The 21,099-nt window shown below is 55.7% G+C and carries 13 protein-coding genes and 2 pseudogenes; 7 read left to right on the top strand and 8 right to left on the bottom strand.

Annotated elements, in window-relative coordinates:
* Positions 1-82: 82 nt before the first annotated feature.
* Positions 83-1,119: pseudogene (locus ACPOL_RS08780) on the top strand (aldo/keto reductase).
* Between the two features lie 420 nt (positions 1,120-1,539).
* On the opposite strand, the gene ACPOL_RS08770 reads toward ACPOL_RS08780, so the two are convergent.
* Positions 1,540-2,379, bottom strand: a complete 840-nt coding sequence (locus tag ACPOL_RS08770) for an oxidoreductase (protein ID WP_114206713.1) — start codon at positions 2,377-2,379, stop codon at positions 1,540-1,542.
* A gap of 299 nt (positions 2,380-2,678) precedes the next feature.
* Here ACPOL_RS08770 and ACPOL_RS08765 point away from each other — a divergent pair.
* Positions 2,679-2,859: pseudogene (locus tag ACPOL_RS08765) on the top strand (SDR family NAD(P)-dependent oxidoreductase); the annotation flags it as partial.
* Positions 2,860-2,954: 95 nt separating this feature from the next.
* Here ACPOL_RS08765 and ACPOL_RS08760 read toward each other — a convergent pair.
* The 4 genes from ACPOL_RS08760 to ACPOL_RS08745 form a co-directional block, all read right to left on the bottom strand.
* Positions 2,955-3,959 (bottom strand): cation diffusion facilitator family transporter, encoded by a 1,005-nt coding sequence (locus tag ACPOL_RS08760; RefSeq protein WP_414633341.1) that lies wholly within the window; start codon positions 3,957-3,959, stop codon positions 2,955-2,957.
* A gap of 416 nt (positions 3,960-4,375) precedes the next feature.
* Positions 4,376-4,861, bottom strand: coding sequence for a GNAT family N-acetyltransferase (locus tag ACPOL_RS08755; RefSeq protein ID WP_414633365.1), 486 nt, complete (start codon positions 4,859-4,861; stop codon positions 4,376-4,378).
* Between the two features lie 542 nt (positions 4,862-5,403).
* The gene (locus ACPOL_RS08750; RefSeq protein ID WP_114206711.1) at positions 5,404-6,102 is read right to left on the bottom strand and encodes a response regulator transcription factor; all 699 of its coding nucleotides are present in this window, start codon (positions 6,100-6,102) and stop codon (positions 5,404-5,406) included.
* Positions 6,099-7,544, bottom strand: a complete 1,446-nt coding sequence (locus ACPOL_RS08745) for a sensor histidine kinase (protein ID WP_114206710.1) — start codon at positions 7,542-7,544, stop codon at positions 6,099-6,101. The genes ACPOL_RS08750 and ACPOL_RS08745 overlap by 4 nt, the downstream gene beginning before the upstream one ends.
* Before the next feature lie 198 nt (positions 7,545-7,742).
* Here ACPOL_RS08745 and ACPOL_RS08740 point away from each other — a divergent pair, with 198 nt between their 5' ends.
* The 3 genes from ACPOL_RS08740 to ACPOL_RS08730 all read left to right on the top strand — a co-directional run bounded on the left by ACPOL_RS08740 (position 7,743) and on the right by ACPOL_RS08730 (position 16,050).
* Positions 7,743-11,234: a TonB-dependent receptor gene (locus tag ACPOL_RS08740; RefSeq protein WP_236657333.1), complete on the top strand. Its 3,492-nt coding sequence runs from the start codon at positions 7,743-7,745 to the stop codon at positions 11,232-11,234.
* Positions 11,235-12,142: 908 nt separating this feature from the next.
* The gene (locus tag ACPOL_RS08735) at positions 12,143-15,538 is read left to right on the top strand and encodes an Ig-like domain repeat protein (RefSeq protein WP_114206709.1); all 3,396 of its coding nucleotides are present in this window, start codon (positions 12,143-12,145) and stop codon (positions 15,536-15,538) included.
* On the top strand, positions 15,433-16,050 hold the full coding sequence (locus ACPOL_RS08730) for an Ig-like domain-containing protein (protein ID WP_236657520.1): 618 nt from the start codon (positions 15,433-15,435) through the stop codon (positions 16,048-16,050). Before ACPOL_RS08735 ends, ACPOL_RS08730 begins: the two co-directional genes overlap by 106 nt.
* Before the next feature lie 252 nt (positions 16,051-16,302).
* Here the strand turns inward: ACPOL_RS08730 and ACPOL_RS34010 are convergent, their stop codons facing one another.
* The 3 genes from ACPOL_RS34010 to ACPOL_RS34000 are packed head-to-tail and all read right to left on the bottom strand — an operon-like array spanning position 16,303 to position 18,156.
* Positions 16,303-17,142 carry an alpha amylase C-terminal domain-containing protein gene (locus tag ACPOL_RS34010; protein WP_201759141.1) on the bottom strand — a complete coding sequence of 280 codons (840 nt, stop codon included), beginning with the start codon at positions 17,140-17,142 and terminating at the stop codon, positions 16,303-16,305.
* Positions 17,129-17,773 carry an alpha-amylase family glycosyl hydrolase gene (locus tag ACPOL_RS34005; protein WP_201759139.1) on the bottom strand — a complete coding sequence of 215 codons (645 nt, stop codon included), beginning with the start codon at positions 17,771-17,773 and terminating at the stop codon, positions 17,129-17,131. Before ACPOL_RS34005 ends, ACPOL_RS34010 begins: the two co-directional genes overlap by 14 nt.
* Complete coding sequence (locus ACPOL_RS34000) at positions 17,743-18,156, bottom strand: hypothetical protein (protein WP_201759137.1); 414 nt, start codon at positions 18,154-18,156, stop codon at positions 17,743-17,745. The genes ACPOL_RS34005 and ACPOL_RS34000 overlap by 31 nt, the downstream gene beginning before the upstream one ends.
* Positions 18,157-18,362: 206 nt before the next feature.
* On the opposite strand from ACPOL_RS34000, the gene ACPOL_RS08720 reads away from it, so the two are divergent.
* Both ACPOL_RS08720 and ACPOL_RS08715 read left to right on the top strand, forming a co-directional pair.
* Positions 18,363-18,881, top strand: coding sequence for a YciE/YciF ferroxidase family protein (locus ACPOL_RS08720; protein WP_114206707.1), 519 nt, complete (start codon positions 18,363-18,365; stop codon positions 18,879-18,881).
* Between the two features lie 367 nt (positions 18,882-19,248).
* Positions 19,249-21,084 (top strand): glycoside hydrolase family 2 protein, encoded by a 1,836-nt coding sequence (locus ACPOL_RS08715; RefSeq protein WP_236657332.1) that lies wholly within the window; start codon positions 19,249-19,251, stop codon positions 21,082-21,084.
* Positions 21,085-21,099 lie beyond the last annotated feature (15 nt).

Here is a 21,099-nt window from a genome sequence, read left to right as displayed (position 1 = left end):
GGTTTGCTCTGAATCGCGTGCCTTGAGGGGACATCTAACTTACCGAAATCTCCAATAATCCATTCTCAGCAGGCAAGGGCGCATGAAATACAACACTCTAGGCCACACCGGAATTCTCGTCTCTGAACTCTGTCTCGGTACCATGACTTTCGCTACCGGCGAAGGCATGTGGAAACCGGTTGCTGGCGTCGAACAGAAACTCGCTGATGAGCTTCTTAAACTGTCGTTCGATGCCGGCATCAACTTCGTCGATACGGCCGATGTTTACACCAATGGGGGGCGGAGAAGGTCCTCGGCCAGGCGATTGCGAACCTCGGCATTGCTCGAAAAGACATCTTCATCGCCACCAAAGTCTATGGACGGACTGGTCCCGGGCGCAACGACATTGGCGCCTCCCGCGGTCACATCATGGATGCCGTGGAGGCATCGCTGAAACGCCTCAAGACGGACTACATCGACCTATACCAAATCCATGCCTCCGATTCGGTGACTCCGATTGAAGAGACCCTTCGCGCCCTGGACACACTCGTGTCTCAAGGAAAGGTCCGCTATATCGGCTGCTCCAACTGGTACGCATGGCAGATCATGAAGGCGATCGGCATCTCCGATGCGAAGAACCTCGCCAAGTTCGACACACTTCAGGCCTATTACTCAATCGCCGGGCGTGATTTAGAGCGCGAGATCGTACCGTTTCTACAGGATCAGCGAACCGGACTCCTGGTCTGGAGCCCTCTGGCCGGCGGACTCCTTTCTGGGAAGTATTCCCGCGAGAATCAAAAGCCGGAAGATTCGCGGCGTTCCGCGTTCGATTTTCCTATCGTGGATAAGGAACGCACCTGGCGCATTCTTGACGTTTTGCGGCCGATTGCACAAGCCCATGATTCGAGCGTCGCCACGATTGCGTTGGCTTGGGTGCTGGCCAAGCCGTTTGTCACCTCAGTGATCATTGGCGCAAAACGCGTGGATCAACTTCAGCAGAACCTCGCGGCGGTCGAGATCCAGCTCAATGACGACGAGATCCGGAAATTGGATGAGGTGAGTGCCCTGCCGCCGGAATACCCCGGCTGGATGATCCCTTTTCAGAACGTGAACCGGCTTGCCGATGTACCCCGCTATTGAGCGTTGAGCGCCGGGAAACTCCGGCGCACAAGCTGGCTTCTTGGGAGGGCATCGTCCTGGAGGCTAAAGAGTCTGCTCCATGGCCAACGTTCAACCGAATGTTTGGATCGTTTACGGCTGAAGCTGGCGAGTGCCCCGCGGAAGATGGCGGCTGCGTTTTCGGGCCGTCCAATCAGTGGGCGTTGCAGGACACTGGCTTCGATCATGGCCAAGATCGTCATCCAAAACCCCGGGCAGTACCGCCTGGTGAACAGAAGACGGCTCCGAGTAAGGTAGAACTCGGAGCGCGCGCTTCGGTCGCTGCGCTCGAGCGCTGCCAATATTGGCTCCCTCTTTGTGCTGCGCCCGCTCCACCGGGCATATCTTCTGCCTCCCGCCGGCCGAGGCCACGAATTGCACTCTTCCATTCGTGAGCTTCTGTCACTCGCCAACTTTCGGAAAATCAGCCGAGATGCTGACGTCTTTCCACTTCCTGGCGAGTTCGATCTTGGTCAGGTCGTTTTTCTCCGCGGCGTTGTAGGCATCACTCCCCAGGACGATCCGCAAGGGAGGGTCCCGCTCGGCGGCAAGACGCAGTAGAGCAGCAGCGGCTCGCGCAGGATCCCCCGGCTGCTTCCCGTTATATTCGCGCTGAAACCGGACTGTTTTGCCAACCGTCTCCTCGTATTCCGGACGGCCCTCCCGCAAGGAAGTGGATGCCCCTGCGAAGTCGGTCCTGAATCCCCCTGGTTCGACGATCGTTACCTTAACGCCAAACGGTGCGACTTCCTTGGCCAGCGTTTCGGAGAAGCCTTCGACCCCCCACTTTGCCGCTGCGTAGGGAGCCCGGCCTATCGGGCCGATACGAGCGGCGATCGATGAGACTTGGAAGAAGTGCCCGGACCGGCGCTCACGGAAATGAGGAAGCGCCGCCTTGGTCAGAATAATGACGCCGAAGAGATTTGTTTCAATTTGCGCGCGGAACTCTTCGAGGCTTGTGTCTTCGATCGGGGCAACGTTGCCGTAGCCCGCATTGTTGACGAGAACGTCCAGTCGACCGAATGTCTTAATTGTGCTTTGGACAGCGTCCTTCGCCTGAGATTCGTTGGTGACGTCCAACGAGAGAGGGAGCACGCGGTCGCCATACTTCTGCCGAAAATCGGCAACCTCGTTCACGTTCCTGGCGGTAACCGTGACGCAATGCCCGGATTCGAGCGCCGCCACCGCAAACGCGCGGCCCAATCCTCGCGAACATCCAGTGATAAACCATATCTGAGACATGAAACGTTTGCTCCCCTTCTAGGAAAACTTGATGTGACTGCGCAGAGACCTCAGTTGCTATGACGTCGTGATTTACTTGCAAGACCCCTGACTGCCAATTGATCGTTGAAGACGATAACACGATCGGCGTCAGCCTTCCAGCTTTGCCGCCAGACTCAATGGCCTAACGCTTGTGGCACGACGCTGTTAAGTAGGCAAGCATGTGAGTTGTTTCCCGGGTTTGCTGAGTAGGTCGGGTATGGGGGTTTCGGCCTTACCAAGGCGACCAACATGACATCCTCAGTTGCATTCCAGAGAGGATGAGATATGGGAAACTTAAAGGAAGAGTCGCCGTGATCACTGCTGCGACTTCAGGTGTGGCACTCGCGACAGCAAAGCTATTCGTAGAAGAGGACGCCGACGTGTTCATCATAGGGCGTCGTCAGAAGAAGCTCTCCGAGGCTGTTGCTAGTCGGCAAGAACGTCACTGGTGTACAAGGGATGCCGCCTTACGAGTCCGAAACGTCCGGAATCGCGAACTTGAGGCACCACAATGCGGGTGGCTGCGTTCGTGAGAGAGGCTCGACGTTAAGCCCTCACGATTCAGAATGGATTGTGCTGCTCTTTTCAAGGAGAACGACCTCGCCTCCAAGACTTTCTTCCTTCACGTCTCGCACGGTATCCACCTCAAGGAAAATGTGTTTAAGCTGCGGATACTTGGCCTGAATCGACGCTTCTATACGATCAACAGTAAGTTCAACCTCCGAGATCGAGAAGCCGGCATGAAACTGTACGGTCATTGTCAGGAGCGCTTGCTGAGGTCCAAAGAACATCGTGAACGGGTATCCTAATCGTTTCACGCCTGGAACGGCTTCAGCGATCTCTCGAATGCTCAGCAGAGTTTCCTTATCCGCTCCCTCCCCGATCAACAATGCTTTTGTCTTCGCGGCGAGCAATCCCGCGACTGTCATCAGAAGACAGCCGATTACAACGGATGCGGCTCCATCAAACCATTGCAACCTGTACCTTTGACCGAAGAAAGTAGCGACGAGCGCAACAACGATCCCGAGAACAGCCGTTGAATCCTCGAACAGAACGGTGAAGGATGCCGGGTCTTTGCTGGACCGTATAGCCTTCAAGTACGACCGGTCGCCCCGGACCTTGCGAAACTCCCGCAATGCAACGGCAAGAGAGTAGCCCTCAAATGCAGCGGAACATCCCAGCACGACATACGTGGCACGAAGATGTTCGAGGGCTTGTGGATGATACAAATGAACAATCCCCTCGTAGATGGAAGCGCCCCCACCTAGAGCAAACACGACGAACGCCACGATCATTGTCCAAAAGTAGAGTTCTTTTCCATACCCAAACGGGTGTGTTTCGTCGGGTGGCTTAATGCTGAGTCTTTGTCCCATCAGTAACAAGGCACCGTTGCCAGTGTCGACCAGCGAGTGAATGGCTTCTGAGAGCATTGCAGAGCTTCCGGTAAACGCAGCGGCAATGAGCTTAGCGATCAGGATTGCCAGATTCGCCAGAATCGCCACAAACAAAACCTTCCTGGTCGATCTATGGCCGTCGTTCAATGTAACCTCATTCCGCACCGCGAGTGTCTATGCTGTTGCCTGTTCAGCAAGCCTCAGCCGGCGAGGCTCCGCGTCACAACTGATGACCAGAGCCACGCGCAAGTCCTCTTCCCGCCACCGCGGGATTGCCAGAGCGGGCCTATCCGCCTGTCGCGAAATGAGCGGCAGTAAGACCATTCGGATCAGCTTTAGAAACGGTGACGGAATGCAGCACCGGGCTTTGTGTGCCCCTCGAGGCGATGTCTTCCTGCAGGCAACCGTACCCTTATTGATTCATTCTGTGAGTTGCACAAAGATATCTACAAACCAATTAGAAGCATAAATTGATAAAGGAAGCGTAAACAGATCCTCTAGGACGGGAGTAACGTGAAGAGCTTACATCCTCTGTATAGAATCCGGAGAACACAGCAACTCCCGGATCAAGACTCGACCTATCAGAGGAGCCGCTGCATGATCGAGATGCTCACCCACTTCCCAAACTTCTTTCCCACCTCCGGCAGGGTCCCGATGGGGAGAAAACCTACTGACGCATGGAGTGCGACGGACGGCGGGTTAGCGCCACAAACGTATGCGATCATGCTGTGACATTTCCTCTCCTGGCACTTTGAGAGCAGCTCGGACAAGAGCTTCTTGCCTACCCCATGCCCTCTACAATCCGCGCGCACGTAGATCGAGTCTTCAACGGTGAATCGATAGCCCTCGCGAGGGCGGAATGGCGCAGCGTAGGAATAACCCACGATATAGCCTTCGAGCTCCGCCACCAGGTAAGGCAGATCATGATCCAATGCTACCTGCCGCCTACGAAGCATCGTGGCTTCACCGGGCGCAATAAGGTCAAGGGTGGCCGTGGTGGTTTCGACGAAGTGCGCGTAAATCGCGGTCACTGCAGCCATATCCTCAGACGTAGCTGCTCGTATCACGCATTTAGACGTGGGCGGAGTCTCAGTTACATCAGTTGATCGAGTAGGCGAAGGGCGGTATTGTTCGGGCGCAGTAGCCTCTATCATGGCGAGCCAACTCACTGCTGAAATCAATCGAGGTCGGCCCGTTGCTTCGCCGACTGGCTCGATGATCCGGTTGAACCTCTCGAGCAAAGATCATGGCGGTTCAGATCATACGACTGATCAAACTACTGCGAGGCGTTGAACTGTGCCATGCGCGTTGGAACTGCTGCATGAAGACGGTCAACAGTCGTCCTCAATCGTCGAGAGGTCCTCATAGCGAAGGTCGTCACGAGGACGCATAGAAGAACTGCTGCGATCAACGCGAAACACTTCGCCCGCTTTTGATCGCGGCGCTTACTTGTCCGTAATGCTCGCGAATAACGCCGCGCCGCTTTGACGGGGTCGATCTGAGATGTCTGTTCGTAACCCACAATTTAAGTATCCTGCATGACTGATAAAAGAGGTATAAGGGTTACAGCATGGGCAATAATGCCTCGCGGAAACTCCTTCGCGTGCGGCTATGCTTCGCGAAAGCGATAGCCGATGTAGCTTTCCGTAAGCAGGTACTCGGGCTTCGTTGGATCGCTCTCCACCTTCTTACGCAGTGTGCTGATTAAGACACGAAGGTATTCACGCTCATCTCCATAACCGGAGCCCCAGAGAAGAGTCAACAGTCGCGCATGGGTGACGGGCCGGCCTGCATTTTCCATCAGAAACTGAGTCGCTGAAAACTCACGAGGCGTCAGCTTAATCTCGACACCGTTTTTGAAGAGCCGATGCCGTACGGGATCGAGAATGATTTCGCCGATGGTTAGAGGAGCGTCGGTAGGGATTCCTGGTGCATGGAGGCGACGGATCGCAGTCCGAATGCGAGCAATCAGTTCTCTGATCTGGAAGGGCTTAGTGATGTAGTCGTCCGCTCCCGCATCGAGTGCGTTCACTTTATCATCCTCACTATCGCGGACGGTGAGCATGAGAATCGGCAGCCTTGTGAAGCCCCGGCGAATGCGTACGCAGGTTTCCAGACCATCTATGCCAGGCATATTGATATCTAGAAGCACGGTGTCATATTGGTTCTGATGAACCAGCACCAACGCCGACTCTCCATCCGGAGCTTCATCCACATCGAAGCCCAATGCCTGAAGAGTCGTCTTGAGCGCCCGACGCAAAGAGGAATCGTCCTCTGTAATCAACAAACGTCCTTGCGATACACTCACTCGGGCCTCCCTGGGCGATGCGGTAAGGTGAAGAACACAGTAGTCCCGCAGACAACATCGCTATCCACCCAGACGCTTCCACCGTGGGCTTCCACAATTCTCTTAGTCACCGACAGGCCGATGCCTGTCCCAGCAGCTTTGTATTCGGATCCAGCGGCGCGATAGTACCGCATGAAAATACGTTGACGCTCTTCGGGGCGTATGAACGACCCATCATTGTGGACCCCAACAATGCTTGCATCGCCGTCTTTCCGCAAAGAGATCCTGATTTGAGATCCGGACGCTGAATACTTAGCGGCGTTGTCTATCAGTTGATCAAGCGCCAGCTTCATCAATAGCGGATCGGCCCAGACCTGACTGTCCGCGGAGACTTCGTCACAGCTCAGCCAGTGGTCGGCACAACCCGACGAAACGTCGATGCAGCATCGGTCGACAAGTTCCGTTAATAGCACTTGCTCCCGGTGAACTTCCAATCTTGCACCGTCGAGCCTCGCAGTTGTGAGCAGCCGCGTGGTTAGGTCCGAGAGACGCGTTGCTTCGTGATCGATGAATTCGACCAACTCTCTTTGTCGATCGTCAAGTCTCCGGATTTCTAAAAGTCCGGAACTGGCACTCTGAATGATCGTCAGAGGTGTCTTGAATGCATGAGCCAGACCGTCAAGAACGGCGCTTCTTAGCTGTTCGGTCCGGTTTGCCGCCTCGGCGTCGCTCCTCTCCTCAAAGGCTCTAGCTCGCTCTAATGCGAGTGCCGCAATGGATGCGACCGAAGCCAGGGTTAGCGGGTCGATCTCCCGTGCAGACACGCAGAGCACACCTAAGGATTTTTCACTAACTCGAAGCCTTTGCATCCAAAGCTTTCCTTGTACGCACATCTCGTCATGCGAATCCTCATACCACGATCGGAGATCCTCATGATCAAGATCGATGTCGCCAAACGTTACGGTCCTGAGCGCAATTGCATCCCAGAGAGAGACACCATCGGCTGCAAGCACGTCCTTTGTGATTTGGACAAGTTGAGAGCCACAGTACTGTGTCTGGTCGAATACGAAGGCCTCCTTGCTAATGCGATAGAGCCTCTCAAAGCGAAGTCGCTGCTGTTGGGCATTCTCCGCCTGAGCTTTGACTTGGGCCGCAAGTCCGCTCACCGCGAGTGCCAAGGTCTCGAAGGCGCATAACGCAACCCAGTCATGACGGGCGGCCATGTAAAAACTGTAGCGAGGTTCTGTGAATAAATAATCCAGGCACAAGACCGATGCAATCGAAGCGATAGTCGCCTCCCGGAAGCCCCACCGAACGGAGATGAGCAGAACCGGAAGCAGGAACACGAAACCTTCGATGAAGATATCGATATGGAAGCTAAGCCCTGCGTAGGTTAGTGTTCCGAGAAGCGTGAATACGCACATCACGCGCCAAGCAGCTGGGAAGTATGCAGCCTTTTTCATCGGTCGGTTAGTCAGTCACCAATAACAGACTAACGACTGGTCTGTAAGTAAGATATAAGTGCCTCAGCAGAAATCGCCCGATTGCATTTTCCATAAAGAGTCCATAAATGCTCTAAGATGTTTTACGCCGCGCTAATGGGTTCTGTTGTCAGCTAATGGTGAGCGGGTCTACCCCCGTCGGAAACGGACACCATTCAAATGAGAACACCTATAGACGCACGACATACTTCGGCGGCCGTGGCGCACGGCATTTTGCATCTCCAGATGGAACGCGTAATTCTTCTCGGCACGCTTAACGGCTGCCCTTCCCCCCAGGGAACCTTAAAGTACCGGGAAACCCCTCGACGTCGAATAAGAGTTATTGGGCGTAGGCTGGCATCGATTGCAATTGCGGTTTTTGCAGTGACACTGAGTGCTTACGCGCAATCGACCTTCGGCAGCATTCGCGGCACGGTACAGGACAACTCCGGCGCAGTACTTCCTGGCTCAACGATTACGGTTCACTCGCTTGATCAGAGCTCTGACCGCGATATGCTATCAAACGATGCAGGCGAATTCCTGTTCGAAAACCTGAAGCCCGGCCATTACTCGATCACCGTTGAGCATTCCGGTTTCAACAGGGCCGTGGTTGCAGCCGCGTCCCTGGAGGCCCGTCAGGATTTGCGGATTCCGATTACACTCTCCGTCGAGTCTCAAGCGCAGAGCGTGGAAGTCGTCGCCGATGCCGAACTAATCAACACTGAGAACGGCACGGTCGGGGACTCGAAGAATAATCAGCAAATCACCCAACTGCCGTTAAACAATCGGGCGACAACAACAAGTCCGCTCGGCGCGCTCATGCTGTCTCCTAATGTCCAACAAGACAGCTCCGGGAATATCGCATTAGGGGGCGCTAGTTCGTCGATGGTCAACTTTTCGGTGGATGGAATCTCGACCGCTAATGTTCGACAGAATGGCGCCTTGCAGGATTCCTATCCGTCGCAAGAGGGAATCGCTGCGGTGAAAGTGACCTCCTTCAACAATAGCGCGGAATTCTCCCAGGTTGGCGACGTGACTTTCACCACCAAAAGCGGCACAAACTCACTTCACGGAAGCGTCTTCGATTATCTTCAAAACGATGCGTTGGACGCCGACCCTTACGGATTTTCCGGGAAGGCGCCAAAGCATTTCAATACCTTTGGCGGATCCCTCGGCGGGCCGATGACGATCCCGCACCTCTACGACGGCAAGAACCATACGTTCTTTTTCGCCGATTATGAGGGAAATCGCCGCTCCACATCGATAGCGCAGCAGTTCCTCGTTCCAACGGCAGCAGAGAGGAACGGAGATTTGAGCGCACTCGGGGGCCCTGTGATTCCCCAGGGACAGATCAGCCCGACTGCTACCGCATTGCTGACGTACTACCCCTTACCGAATGTATCCGGCCAGTCCAACTATAACTATGAGAACTTCCAGCAAACACCGGCGCGCACCGACGGGGCGGACATCCGCATCGATCAAACCATCAATGCGAAGCAATCAGCCTATGCGCGCTTTAGCCGGAAGAACATCACAGAGGACTATGCAAACCCGCTTCTGCCGAACGATTCCGATAGCGTACACAATCGCAGCTTCCTGATCTCGCATACCTACACCATCACGCCGAGACTGTTGAACGAGTTTCGTTTCGGCTTCACCAACGTAACAACCAGTGTCGGTTTTCCGATCCAGGGTGCGGCGGCCCTCTCGCAACTCGACCTGACGGGTGTCAACATCAGCCAACATCCGACGACGCATGCATTCCCGACCTTCAACTTTAGCGCCGGTACCGGCTTCACGCCGATCGGTCGCGATAAAACTGGCGTCACTCAATCGAAAACGCTCCAGCTGACCGATAGCCTTACTTTTACGTCGGGACGGCATACCTTCAAGGGTGGAATCGATGCGCGGCGAGTCCGCTACTCGGACATCGAGACATTCCTGCCTTCCGATGATTTCGGCCAATTCACCTTTGAGCCAACCTTCACCGGCAACGCGTTCGGGGATTTTCTGGAGGGGGCTCCTACTAATCTCTTCTTCGCCGTGTCCAGTCCAGATGTTGCCGGTACAGCTTGGCAGTACAGTGCTTTCGGACAGGACGAGTTCCAGGTCACGAACAAGCTCACGGTCAATGTTGGCTTGCGCTGGCAGATCCTTCCAGCCTTCAATGAAGACGGTGGCAACCTGGCCAATTTTGACCAGAGAAATAACTCCATTGTCGTCCCCAACAGTCTAGCGGCGTACTTGGCCAAGGAAAACATACAGTCATCGAACCTTGCTTTTCAGCAGTCATTCAACGCCTGCAACCTTAATTACACCGCGCTTCCCTGCACGAACTACGTCACCGCCAGCCAGGACCATCTGCCTCAGGGGTTGCGGAATACCTATAAAGGCAATTTCCAGCCCCGCATCTCGCTTGCTTATAGACCGACCAACGATGCCCGAACCGTCATTCGTGCAGGATTCGGGATCTTCACAATGACGAACCTAGGCCCTTTGTCGTTCAACAACAGTGGTAACCCGACCTCAGCTCTTCACACCTATACCAACGCGACGACGGCTAACGGTACGCCTTTAATCCAGTTCCCGAACACCGCGCCTCCCAGCGTCGGAGTGCAATACGGGGGCGGCTCGATCGATCAGGGCGTCGATCCGAACTATCGTGACCCACAATCGGAACAGTGGAACCTTACTGTGGAAAGACAGATTACCAATAGCGACAGCATTCGTGTCAGCTATGTGGGGATGCACACGTATCGGCTGAACATCACCGAAGACCTTAACCAGATTCCTGCGAGCACCACTGCGTATCAGCCGAATGCAGCTAGCCCCTACGTCGACCCGAGGGCACCCTATCACAACTGGTTCGAGATCTATAGCACCTTCAACGCCGGCACTCAGAGCTATAACGCCCTGGAAGTGGAAGAAAGTCACAAAATGGCCCACGGCTTATACTTCGACGCGAACTACACGTTTGCCAAGAATCTCGCGGACAACCAGGGCGATACCCCGACAGCGTTCGCAGGCGAGGTGAACTACGGTACTCCCATCGCGGACCGTTTTCATGTGGGCACCAACTACGGAAACGTAGAAGGGACACGCCGCAACCGCTTCCTGCTCTCCGGGCTCTACAAGCTGCCATTTGGGCAAGGCCAGCAGTTCCTGAACACTGGAGGCTGGAAGAACGCGATTGCCGGGGGATGGGAGCTGACGACTGTGACTCTGCTCGAAACCGGGCCGTGGCTTACGCCGAGCATCAGCGGCTCCTTCGATCAGTCGAATACGAATGTCGTGAACCGCGGCGCGTTTCTACGGCCAGATGCTCTCTCGAACGCGTTTTATCGCGGGCAGTCGCGTACGCAATATTTCAACCCGGCCGCATTCGGACCGACGCCTGCAGGCGCGGGCCGATTTGGCAACGCAGCTGTCGGGAGCCTCGAAGGGCCTGGAACCGCGGCGGTCGCGCTCGGTCTTGGCAAGGTCTTCAGGGTGACCGAAGGAGTAAATGTGCGCTTCGAGTCCACATTTAATAATGTCCTCAACCACACGAACTTCGCTCCGCCCGCCACGCAAATCGACAACACCTCTACTTTCGGAGTTCTCAGCGCGCCACAAACGGCCGAGAACGCAGGAAACCGGACAGGGCAGGTCGCACTGCGCGTCGACTTTTAGCAATGAAGGTGCATTCCGGGGAAGCAGAGGTCAGGAAAGACCGCCTTCCCCTTCGTATGGTGCGGGATTTAGAGGGCGCAACCGGTGTTGACAAACCCCTGATGGAAGATGACTCACTCAAAATCAATGTCGGACCACCCCTCAAGACCAATCATTCGCAACCTCAAAAGAGGTGACAAGTTCTTGGATTTACTCTGCGCCTGTGCACGATACACCACGAATGTGACGCGCCGTGACCATAGCTGGGAAGGAAGGTTCTCCTCATCATTGTCACTGTCATCGTTGTCTTCATCAGCACTGCGGTTGCGCCGTCCGCTAGGCTCTAGAGGCCCTACAACTCTGTTGTGACCCGCAACTCTGTCTGACCCGCATGGATGCAACGGTGGTCACAATCACGCTGACAATCGATGCTCACGGAACTGTGGCTGATGACTTTCGGAATTGGCTTGAGAAAGCAATCAAGAGATTTCCTAATGATGATTAGGCAAAGATCTAGGCTGCTTTAACAGTGATGCCGGCTAATAACTAGTTAGACACTGCTTGGCACGGAAAACAAATGGCTTATTGTGGATTTGTCTCGACAATGCCGCTATAGATTCGACATCTCTGGCTGCTGGGGCTGCGCCAAATAGCTCCGAAATATTGCGCCAGATACCTCTGAAAGTGACACACCAGTTCTCCTGTTCCCGACTGCGGCCCTATTTCTGTGCATGCTTCCTTGCAGATACTGCCGTTAAGTTGGGCAGCCCGCTCCAGCATTCTCATGGCAATGTCTATTTTCTTTGCTAGGATGTGTAACGAAACTTACTCCCCCTCCACTATCCTGCGAACGGCATTTTTGCCTTCGCCGGTGCGGCGCGCCCCCTCTCCGCAACCGCGTTCCTTCAATTCAGTACTCGGAGAAGTGTATGCAAAGTGTTTCGTCCCATTGCCGCTGGTCCTTCAGGGCTTGCCAATCGTTGGCGGGTCTGTTCACCATCATTGCTTTGTGTGCTCCACATTCCGCGTTGGGCCAACAGAATCCCATTCAGGAAATTCGAGCTTCTGCGTCGCCCGATTCTTCAGCACGCATTGCGGTGTTTACGCCGAGGGAAGTACGGGAGGGGAGGGCTGGCCTGGTCAGCCACTACAACCCTGACCAGAAGCTGCGCCTGGTGCTGAATCTTCAACCGCCACACCTGGCCGATGAGGACCAGTTCATCCAGGAACTGGTCAGAAAGGGCTCGCCCGGCTTTCACAAATTCTTGAGCCAGGAAGAGTGGAACGCGCGCTTCGCCCCGTCCGTTGAAGATGAGCAGGCGGTGGTGGACTGGGCCCAGAGCGTTGGCCTCACTGTGACGAAACGCTATCCCAATCGACTGCTGGTGGACGTTGAAGGAACGGCCCGCACGATTGAGGCGGCGTTCAAAGTAACCATCAACAACTACCAGGTGGGCGAGGAAGTCGACTTTTCCAATGACCGCGACCCGGCGATCCCCGCCAGGCTCTCAGGAATTCTCAGTGCCGTCGCGGGTCTGAACAGCATCGAGAGGGTGCACAGGATGGGCACCACACATGGGACGATAAAGGGTGCGGATTATGTTCCTGGCCCTGCGATCACTCCTCTTGAGAAGTTGCAACTCGCGGGCAACCCGGCGAAGGCTCCGTGGACTCTGGCTTCGACGATAAACGGAAGGCCCGCGGTGGCAAACGTGAGCAAGTCGTCTACAGGCTTTGGGGCCAACGATAACTATGCCCTGGACAACAAGAATGGTACGTACGCCATGGATCCGGCCAATGTTCAAAGCTCCCAGGGCTACGACTACAATGCGCTGCAAAGGTTTAGTGGCTGCTGCAACGTGCCCGGCAACTCCGCCGGCTCACCGCCGGAAAGTTCGATCGCGCTGGTAGGATTCGGCAACTACAACTCCTCCGACATCGTCACGTTCTTCAACGCCTACGGGATGGCGGCGAACGTCACCCCGTACTGCATTGATGGATCGACCTGCCCGGCAGTGGACGGAGAAGCACCTCTCGATGTCGAGTACTCGGGCGCCATGTCCAACAGCTACGGCTCTTGGGTCGATACAGCGGCGATCTACGAGTACGAGATGACCAATAACCTTTGGAGCACTTTCGAGGATGCTTATAACTTCGTTTTGAGCGACGGCCACGCCAAGGTGGTGTCCACCAGCTACGGCGGCAACGAGGACTCGAACTCAACTTCTGCGGGAATAGAGACGGGCACCATGCACAGCATCCTCAATAACATGGTGGCATCGGGCATCACCCTAATCGCCGCCGCGGGCGACCAGGGCGCGGCCGCAGGTTGCGGGGCCGCAACTGCGGTTCAATACCCGTCCTCCGATCCTGACTTTATTGCGGCGGGCGGCACACAGATGAACATGACTACCTCCGGAATCTTCTCCAGTGAAACTGCCTGGCAGGGCGAATTCTGGACTAACAACGGCGGCGCATGCGGAAACAACTACGGCGGCGGCACCGGCGGAAGAAGCGTGCTCTTTGGCGCGCCCTACTGGCAGAGCATGACAGGCGGCAACTATTCGACCGGCGTCGAGTCTCCCTTCTACTCGTGGCAGACCGTAAACGGCACCACCACCGAATACATCAACACCGGCTTCACAAGCCGCCTCGTGCCGGATATCGCCCTGACGGCAAACCCAGACGTCCTGGGTCAGTGGTACGTAACCGGCGGCTCCTGGACTAGTTACGGCGGCGGTACCAGCATCGTGGCGCCTGAGCTCGCCGGCTTCTTTGCCCAGGAGAACTCCTACCTCGACAAAGTCGGCAGTGTATGCGGAAGTGGTTCCTCGGCTTGCTCTCCGGTGGGCCTCGCGTCTCCGTTCATCTATGACGCTGGTGTTTATGGCGCGCCCCACAACCCCCTCTATGACGTGACCGGCGGCTGCAATAACAACAACGTTACAGTGGCAAACGATCTGTTCTACTACTGCGCCTACGCCGGCTATGACCCGGCTACCGGCTGGGGCTCAGCCAACATGATGCAGCTCGCCTGGGCCATCAACTGGCAGATCATTCCCGCAGTCGGAAATCCCTCCCTTTCCTTCGGCGGTCCGGCGACCAACACCTGGTTTAACACCGACCAGGTTGTCGATTGGAACCTGCTCGACGCGGGGAGTGGCAGCTATCCAGCACCGGGCGCCCTCGGATTTACTCAGGGCTGGGACTCCATCCCCTCCGATCCGTCCAGCGAGCCACACGGGGGCGATGGGAACTCATTTTACAGCGGACCGCAGTTTCCAAATGCAACAGCCGGGTGCCTCTCTTTCAACGGCGCGCTCGGGTGCGCGGGCGGCGTCACTCAAGGGTGCCATACCGCCTACGTAGAAGGATGGGACAACCAGGGGCGTACTACCATCGGTTCTTACGGACCGGTCTGCTATGACTCGGTAGCGCCAGTATCGACAGCCACTTTAAGCGGAACCGTGAATGGGAATGTCTATTCCAGCGCCGTCAAGGTTACTATCAACAGCACGGATGCGACGAGCGGCGTTGCCCACACCTACTACTCTCTCGACGGCGGGGGTTACGTCGCCTACAGCTCTCCTTTCACCGTTCCCTCATCTGCACTGGGTTCCCACGGCGTTCTGTACTATAGCAGGGACGTTGCCGGGAACAGTTCATCGGTGAGGTCGACCAGCTTCACCATCTCCACCACCACTACCACCGCACTCTCTTCTTCGAAGAACCCATCGAGCCACAACGAGCCCGTCACTCTGACAACTACCGTTACTCCAAACGGTGGGGGGACTGCAACCGGCACCGTGAGCTTCCTTCATGGGACTGCCGTTCTGGGTACTGCCACCCTCTCAGGCAATGTCGCCAAACTAACCCTCTCAAACCTCTCCGTTGGGACAACCCACGTTACAGCCGCCTATGGAGGCAGTAGCAAATATCTCACCAGCAACTCCGGCACTCTGGCGCAGGTCGTCAACAAGGCGTCGACAGCCACTACACTCACCTCTTCCAAGAACCCGTCGAACTATGATGAGTCCGTCACCCTCACTGCTACTGTCAAACCCAGCTTCGGAGGAACGCCAACCGGCACGGTGACCTTCCTTCATGGAAGTACGATTCTCGGTTCTGTAAAGCCCTTAGGCGGTGTCGCCAAACTGACCATCACTAACTTCTCGGTTGGGACCACTCACGTTGAGGCCACTTATGAAGGCACCAGCGAATTCCTCACCAGCACCTCCAGCCAGTTGGCGCAGGTCGTCAACAAAGCGTCGACAACCACCACACTCACCTCTTCGAAGGACCCGTCAACTATGGTGAGTCCGTAACCCTCACTGCTACTGTCAAACCCAGCTTCGGAGGAACCCCAACCGGCACGGTGACCTTCCTTCATGGAAGCACCGTTCTCGGTTCTGTAACCCCCTCAGGCGGTGTCGCCAAACTGACCCTCTCTAACTTCTCGGTCGGGACCACTCACGTTGAGGCCACTTATGGGGGCAGCAGCGAATTCCTCACCAGCACTTCCAGCCAGGAGGCGCAGATCGTCAACAAGGCCTCGACAACCACCACCCTCACCTCTTCGAAGGACCCGTCAACTCACGGAAGTTCGGTCACCTTCACTGCGAATGTGCATGCGGCCTCGGGTGCAACGCCGACTGGAAGCGTCACCTACAAGGATGGTTCCACAACCTTGGGATCGGGCACCGTCAATGGTTCTGGGAAAGCCACTTTCAGCACCATAGCGCTGGCATCCGGTACCCACTCGATCACCGCAATATACGTAGGAAGTTCCGATGATGCGACAAGCACTTCGTCGACCCTTTCTCAAAAGGTCGATTAGCGGGATGCACTAAACTTATCGCCCGAAGGGAGGATTCATAATCCCCCTCCGGGCGATTTCTCTGCCCGGCTTCCTTTGAAGGTCAGGGCACGTGAGGATATTTTCCGTAGAGTACCAAGTCCTACACCCTAGACGATGACGAGGCTGTCCCAACTGCCTCGACGGGATAACCTGGACGGCAGTGACGCAGGACGCGTTGAACCGGGCATTTCCCAGACTGTCTCACGCGGTTTCGAGACAATCTGGAGCCGCCTACATCGTCCAGATACAACCGTAATTGCTGGGAATCTTTATAGACTGATCGGTATTTGCGACCACACCCGTGACAGTGTTGTTGCCCTCAATCAGTTCGGTGTAGGTTCCATTTTTGGGAAACCGGTACGAAGTCGTTTGATCTTCGCTCGTGAAGTTCACGACGACAAGGCTGAACGCCGTCGCGGTTGTACGTGTGAAGGCTAGAAGTCCCTTGGAGTTGAACCGGTCATAGTCGTTGATGAAGTAGTGATCGCCTTCGGTGAACTGTGCACCTGCCTTGCGAATGGCGGTGAGCTTGCGGAACAGGCGGATCACCGACTTTCCAATCTCGTCGTAGAAATAATTCCACCGGACGGGTCTGTAGACCATCACGCGGCCCTCGCTGATCTGCTCCGGGATCCAGTAGTTCTCACAGATTTCCTGACCCTCAGCCAACAGCGGTGTGCCCTTGGCAGTGAAGAGGGCGATCAAGTACGGCTGAACCCGCGACCAGTTGTTGTTGCGATCTCCTTGCTTGATCAGCTCATCCCAGGGCGCGTTATCGACCCCCACTGTCCCGAAGTTGCAGATGAACCGCTGGTGATCGTGGTTCTCGACGTACTGGATACCTGTCTTTGAAAGGGTTTCCCCGTTCATTGTGACGGAAGTCGGATAGCCGCTCAATCCGAGCTGCAGCCCCAGAGCCTCAATCGCGCCGGTACTGCCCGCCGCACAGGACTGAGCGCAGGCAAGGGTGGTATTCTGCCACGTCCCGGTGCTGTAGCTCTGGTCAAGATTGCCGATGGGGTCGCTCAGGTCCTCGGCGATCTGGATCAGGTTGATGTCACCGCCCGTCAAAAAACCGCTGATAGTGGTCCGCCTTGCCCTTCTTGTTCTTCACGAACTGGTAGGTGGTGTAGACGAGATTCGCGTAACCTTTGCCTGCGCCGCCGTCCCAATATTCCGGCACGTCGTCATAGCGGAATCCATCAATGTGGAAGGTGTCCAGCAGGTACTGGTTCACCGAGTAAAAGTAATCCTGTGTAAGCGTCTTCGAGAAGTCGTTTATGATCCCGTAATCACCTAACTTACCGCCGATGGGGTAAGGAAGCTGCAGCGCCGCGTAAAGCTGCGGGTAGGCGAAGTCGCCGCCGGTGTGTCCGTAGACGGAATCGACAATGACCGCCATCTTGTGCTGGTGACACAGGTCCACGAACTTCTGGAAATCGTTCGTCGCGCCGTACCGCTCCGCCAGGCAGAAGTACCCGACCGGGTCATAGCCCCAATCGATGACCGCCAACATATTGGCCACCGGCATAACTTCGATGCAGTTGACCCCGAGGTCCGCCAGATACGGGACCATCCCGATGGCCCTCTCGAGGTCTTGCCGGAACTCGGCGATCATCAGCTCATAGATAATGCAGCTTTTTAGCGCCGGGGTCTTCCACGTCAACTCGTTTAGAGAGAAGTTGTATGGCGTGCCACCCACGGTGATGGCCGAAAGCCGCCCGATACCGACCTCTCGTGCGTAGGGATCGATGATGAAGTCGATGGTGCTCCCTCCGGGAGTGCCGACCAGATAGCGATAAGCATAGCGCCCTGGGCTTCCCATGCGGTTGACCCGGCTGGCGCAGGTGTTGTTTGTAGATTCATTTTGCCCGACCAGTAGTCGCTGTACGTCGGGTCGGCAGAATGGTCCTGCTTCACGATGACCGGCTGGATCGCCTGGATGTATTGGTCCGTCTCGTGAATGATCTTCACGACCACCGAGTAACCCGCCGCGGAGCTGATACCGGGAAGGAAGATGCCGAACTCAATCACCTTGGGCGATGTCTCGCGAGCGCCCAGTCTATCCATTGGAAGATATTTCATCCATACTCCTCAGCCGAAGATAAAACCCGCCGACACAACACATTACTGCGAAATTGTGAATCTCGTGCTCAGGCCGTTGTGGTCCTCACTATAGATTGATTGAAGCGGTGCAGTGCAATCAATTTCCAGGACTTGCCCCGGACAACGCCGCACTCGTTTGTCACCTCTTACCGGCAGTAACTCATTTTTGTCTACGAGGTTTTGCAATGGGATTGATTACTCCAAATGACTTTAAGAGCCTGCACGCCCTCTATACCGCCCAGCTCCGTTATCTGCTTTCAACGGAGAACCAAATCGTCAAAGGTCTGCCGGCTATGATTGAGCATGCCGATGATCCTCAACTCAAACAGGCATTCCAATCGCACCTCCAGGAGTCTCAGGTTCATGTCAATCGCCTGGAAGAACTGATTGGCGATGTAAATGATGGTGACGTTGATGACAAAAAGGATCCGATTCTTACCGCAATTGTCGGTTCCGGGGAGAACATCACCAAGGAGACCGACGCAGGCGCCATCCGGGACACCGGCCTCATCGCCACAGCGCAGAAGATCGAGCACTACGAAATTGCCTCATATGGTAGCGCCCGTGACTGGGCGACGCAACTGGGTCTAAGCGACCATGCTGCAATCCTCCAGCAAACATTAGACGAGGAAAAGCACGCCGATCAGCTGCTCACGCAGATTTCACAGCGTTCCAACTCCGCGGCCGCCAGCGAAGCAGCCTAAATTCATGCCTCCGGCTCGTCCCTAAGGAAACGGGCCGGCGGCAACGCTTATGCCTGTTAATCGGGCGGCACTCCTTCGTTCCTCCTGAAGCCCGCCGTGACAACTTCCATCCTTTTGGGTACCTCGCAAAAAGACCAAGATAGTGGCAGTGAGGCGCAGACAGCGGCTTGCTTTTTTCATCGCTGCCGTGCCGGCTGGTCTGCAGCGGTGAGCGATACTGGACCGCCTCTTAGGCCGCGCCATTCGAAGCATCGCTCAACGGTCACGGAGGAAGTGTATAAACTCGTGATAAGGTGCTGTTGCCTTTATCTGTTGGGCCTTGCGCCCCGAAAAAAGGTCCGATAGCAAGCCTCCGGGAGGGTACTTCTTGAACGACCATTTGGCTAGTTCTCAGCAGCGGAAGGGTCTTCCTTTTCCTCGCCCGCAAATGGAACGTGAGTTTTGGATTAGCTTGGATGGAACGTGGGACTTCTGCTCCGGCCGGGAGACAAGTTTCTCTAGGCCCGACGAGGTGCAATGGGACCAAAGAATATTGGTTCCATTCAGTCCGGAGACTGCAGCCAGTGGAGTAGGTGACACCGGCTTCTACTCGACGGTATGGTACCGCCGCAGCTTCGAGAGCCCGGGCCTGGACGCCCAACATCGGCTCATTCTGCACTTCGAAGCGGTAGACTACCGGGCTACTGTGTGGGTCAACGGGCAAGAAGTGGCCACGCATGAAGGCGGCTATACGCCCTTTAAAGCCGACATTACCCGCGCGCTGCGTGAGGGCACACAGGAAATCATTGTCAGAGCCCAAGACGATCCAGCCGATCTGGAAAAACCTCGTGGCAAGCAGGATTGGAAGCTCGAGCCCCATTCCATCTGGTATCCGCGAACCACTGGAATCTGGCAGACGGTCTGGCTTGAGGTTGTTGCCGCTACGCACATATCGTCGGTGCACTGGAGTTCAAACCTTGAAAGCTGGGAAATTTGCCTGACAGCGCTGGTGAACTCTGAGCTTCGAGAAACGGCGTTGCGCGTCCGGCTATTAGCAGGCGGTCAACTGCTGGCTCTTGATACGTATGCAGTCATAGCGGGTGAGGTGCACCGGAGGATCGCTCTATCCGATCCAGGGATTGACGATTACCGCAATACGCTTTTATGGTCTCCGCAATCGCCAACAATCATCGATGCACTCCTCGAATTACTGGACGAAGAGGGGAAGGTTATCGATTCACTTCGCAGCTACACAGCTATCCGCACGGTCACCACGCAGCGTGACCGCTTTGTTCTAAATGGACGTCCGCTAAACCTGCGCCTGGTTCTTGATCAGGGTTATTGGCCTGAAAGTGGAGCAACTGCTCCTAGCGACGACGCCCTAAGGCGGGATGTCGAGCTTGCCAAGAGACTCGGCTTCAATGGAGTTCGCAAGCACCAAAAGATCGAGAGCGAACGATACCATTACTGGGCCGATAGGCTGGGACTTTTGGTGTGGGAAGAAATGCCAAGTGCCTACCGGTACACAACGCGTTCCATTCACCGGCTCACCCGCGAATGGCTGGAGGTACTGGAACGAGATAAGAGTCATCCATGCATCGTTTCCTGGGTGCCGTTCAATGAGAGCTGGGGAGTTCCTGATCTACCCGATAGTCCCGCACAACGACATTATGTCCAGGCACTCTACCACCTGACGAAATGCATCGACTCGAGCAGACCGGTAATTGGTAATGACGGATGGGAGAGCGTAGCTACAGACATCATAGGCATCCATGATTATGATGATCAGCCCGAACGGCTTGGACTGCGGTACGGTATCAAGGATGTAGCGACCCGATTGTTGAAGCGGGAACGCCCCGGCGGCCGGATGCTTCAGTTGGGGGAGGCTGATAAGACGAACCACCCCATCGTGCTCACCGAGTTTGGCGGCATCGCCTTCGGAGAAGATCGCGAGGCCATATGGGGTTACTCACAAACCGAGTCGGCGGACGATCTACTGAGCAGATATTCAGCGCTGCTGAATACCGTCCGGCAACTGCCGCTACTTGCCGGCTTCTGCTATACCCAGTTCACCGATACCTACCAGGAGGCGAATGGTCTGCTCTATGCAGATCGCAGGCCAAAAGTGCCTTTTCATGAAGTTGCGCGGGCAACTACGGGCTCGACAGAGAGTTACGATGCACATATCGAGACCCTCTGGAGGGAGCAAATCCTCCAGCAGTAAGGACAGTGCTCCCGA

The organism is Acidisarcina polymorpha, assembly GCF_003330725.1.
Lineage (GTDB): Bacteria > Acidobacteriota > Terriglobia > Terriglobales > Acidobacteriaceae > Acidisarcina > Acidisarcina polymorpha.
The sequence above is the reverse complement of the archived record's forward strand: the minus strand, read 5'-3'. Positions and strand labels throughout refer to the sequence as shown.

Bases quoted from the DNA above. Each gene is read 5' to 3' on its own strand.
- ACPOL_RS08745 (WP_114206710.1), bottom strand. From the start codon at position 7,544: ATGAAAAAGGCTGCATACTTCCCAGCTGCTTGGCGCGTGATGTGCGTA.
- ACPOL_RS08720 (WP_114206707.1), top strand. From the start codon at position 18,363: ATGGGATTGATTACTCCAAATGACTTTAAGAGCCTGCACGCCCTCTAT.
- ACPOL_RS08735 (WP_114206709.1), top strand. From the start codon at position 12,143: ATGCAAAGTGTTTCGTCCCATTGCCGCTGGTCCTTCAGGGCTTGCCAA.
- ACPOL_RS08770 (WP_114206713.1), bottom strand. From the start codon at position 2,379: ATGTCTCAGATATGGTTTATCACTGGATGTTCGCGAGGATTGGGCCGC.
- ACPOL_RS34000 (WP_201759137.1), bottom strand. From the start codon at position 18,156: ATGAAATATCTTCCAATGGATAGACTGGGCGCTCGCGAGACATCGCCC.
- ACPOL_RS08740 (WP_236657333.1), top strand. From the start codon at position 7,743: ATGAGAACACCTATAGACGCACGACATACTTCGGCGGCCGTGGCGCAC.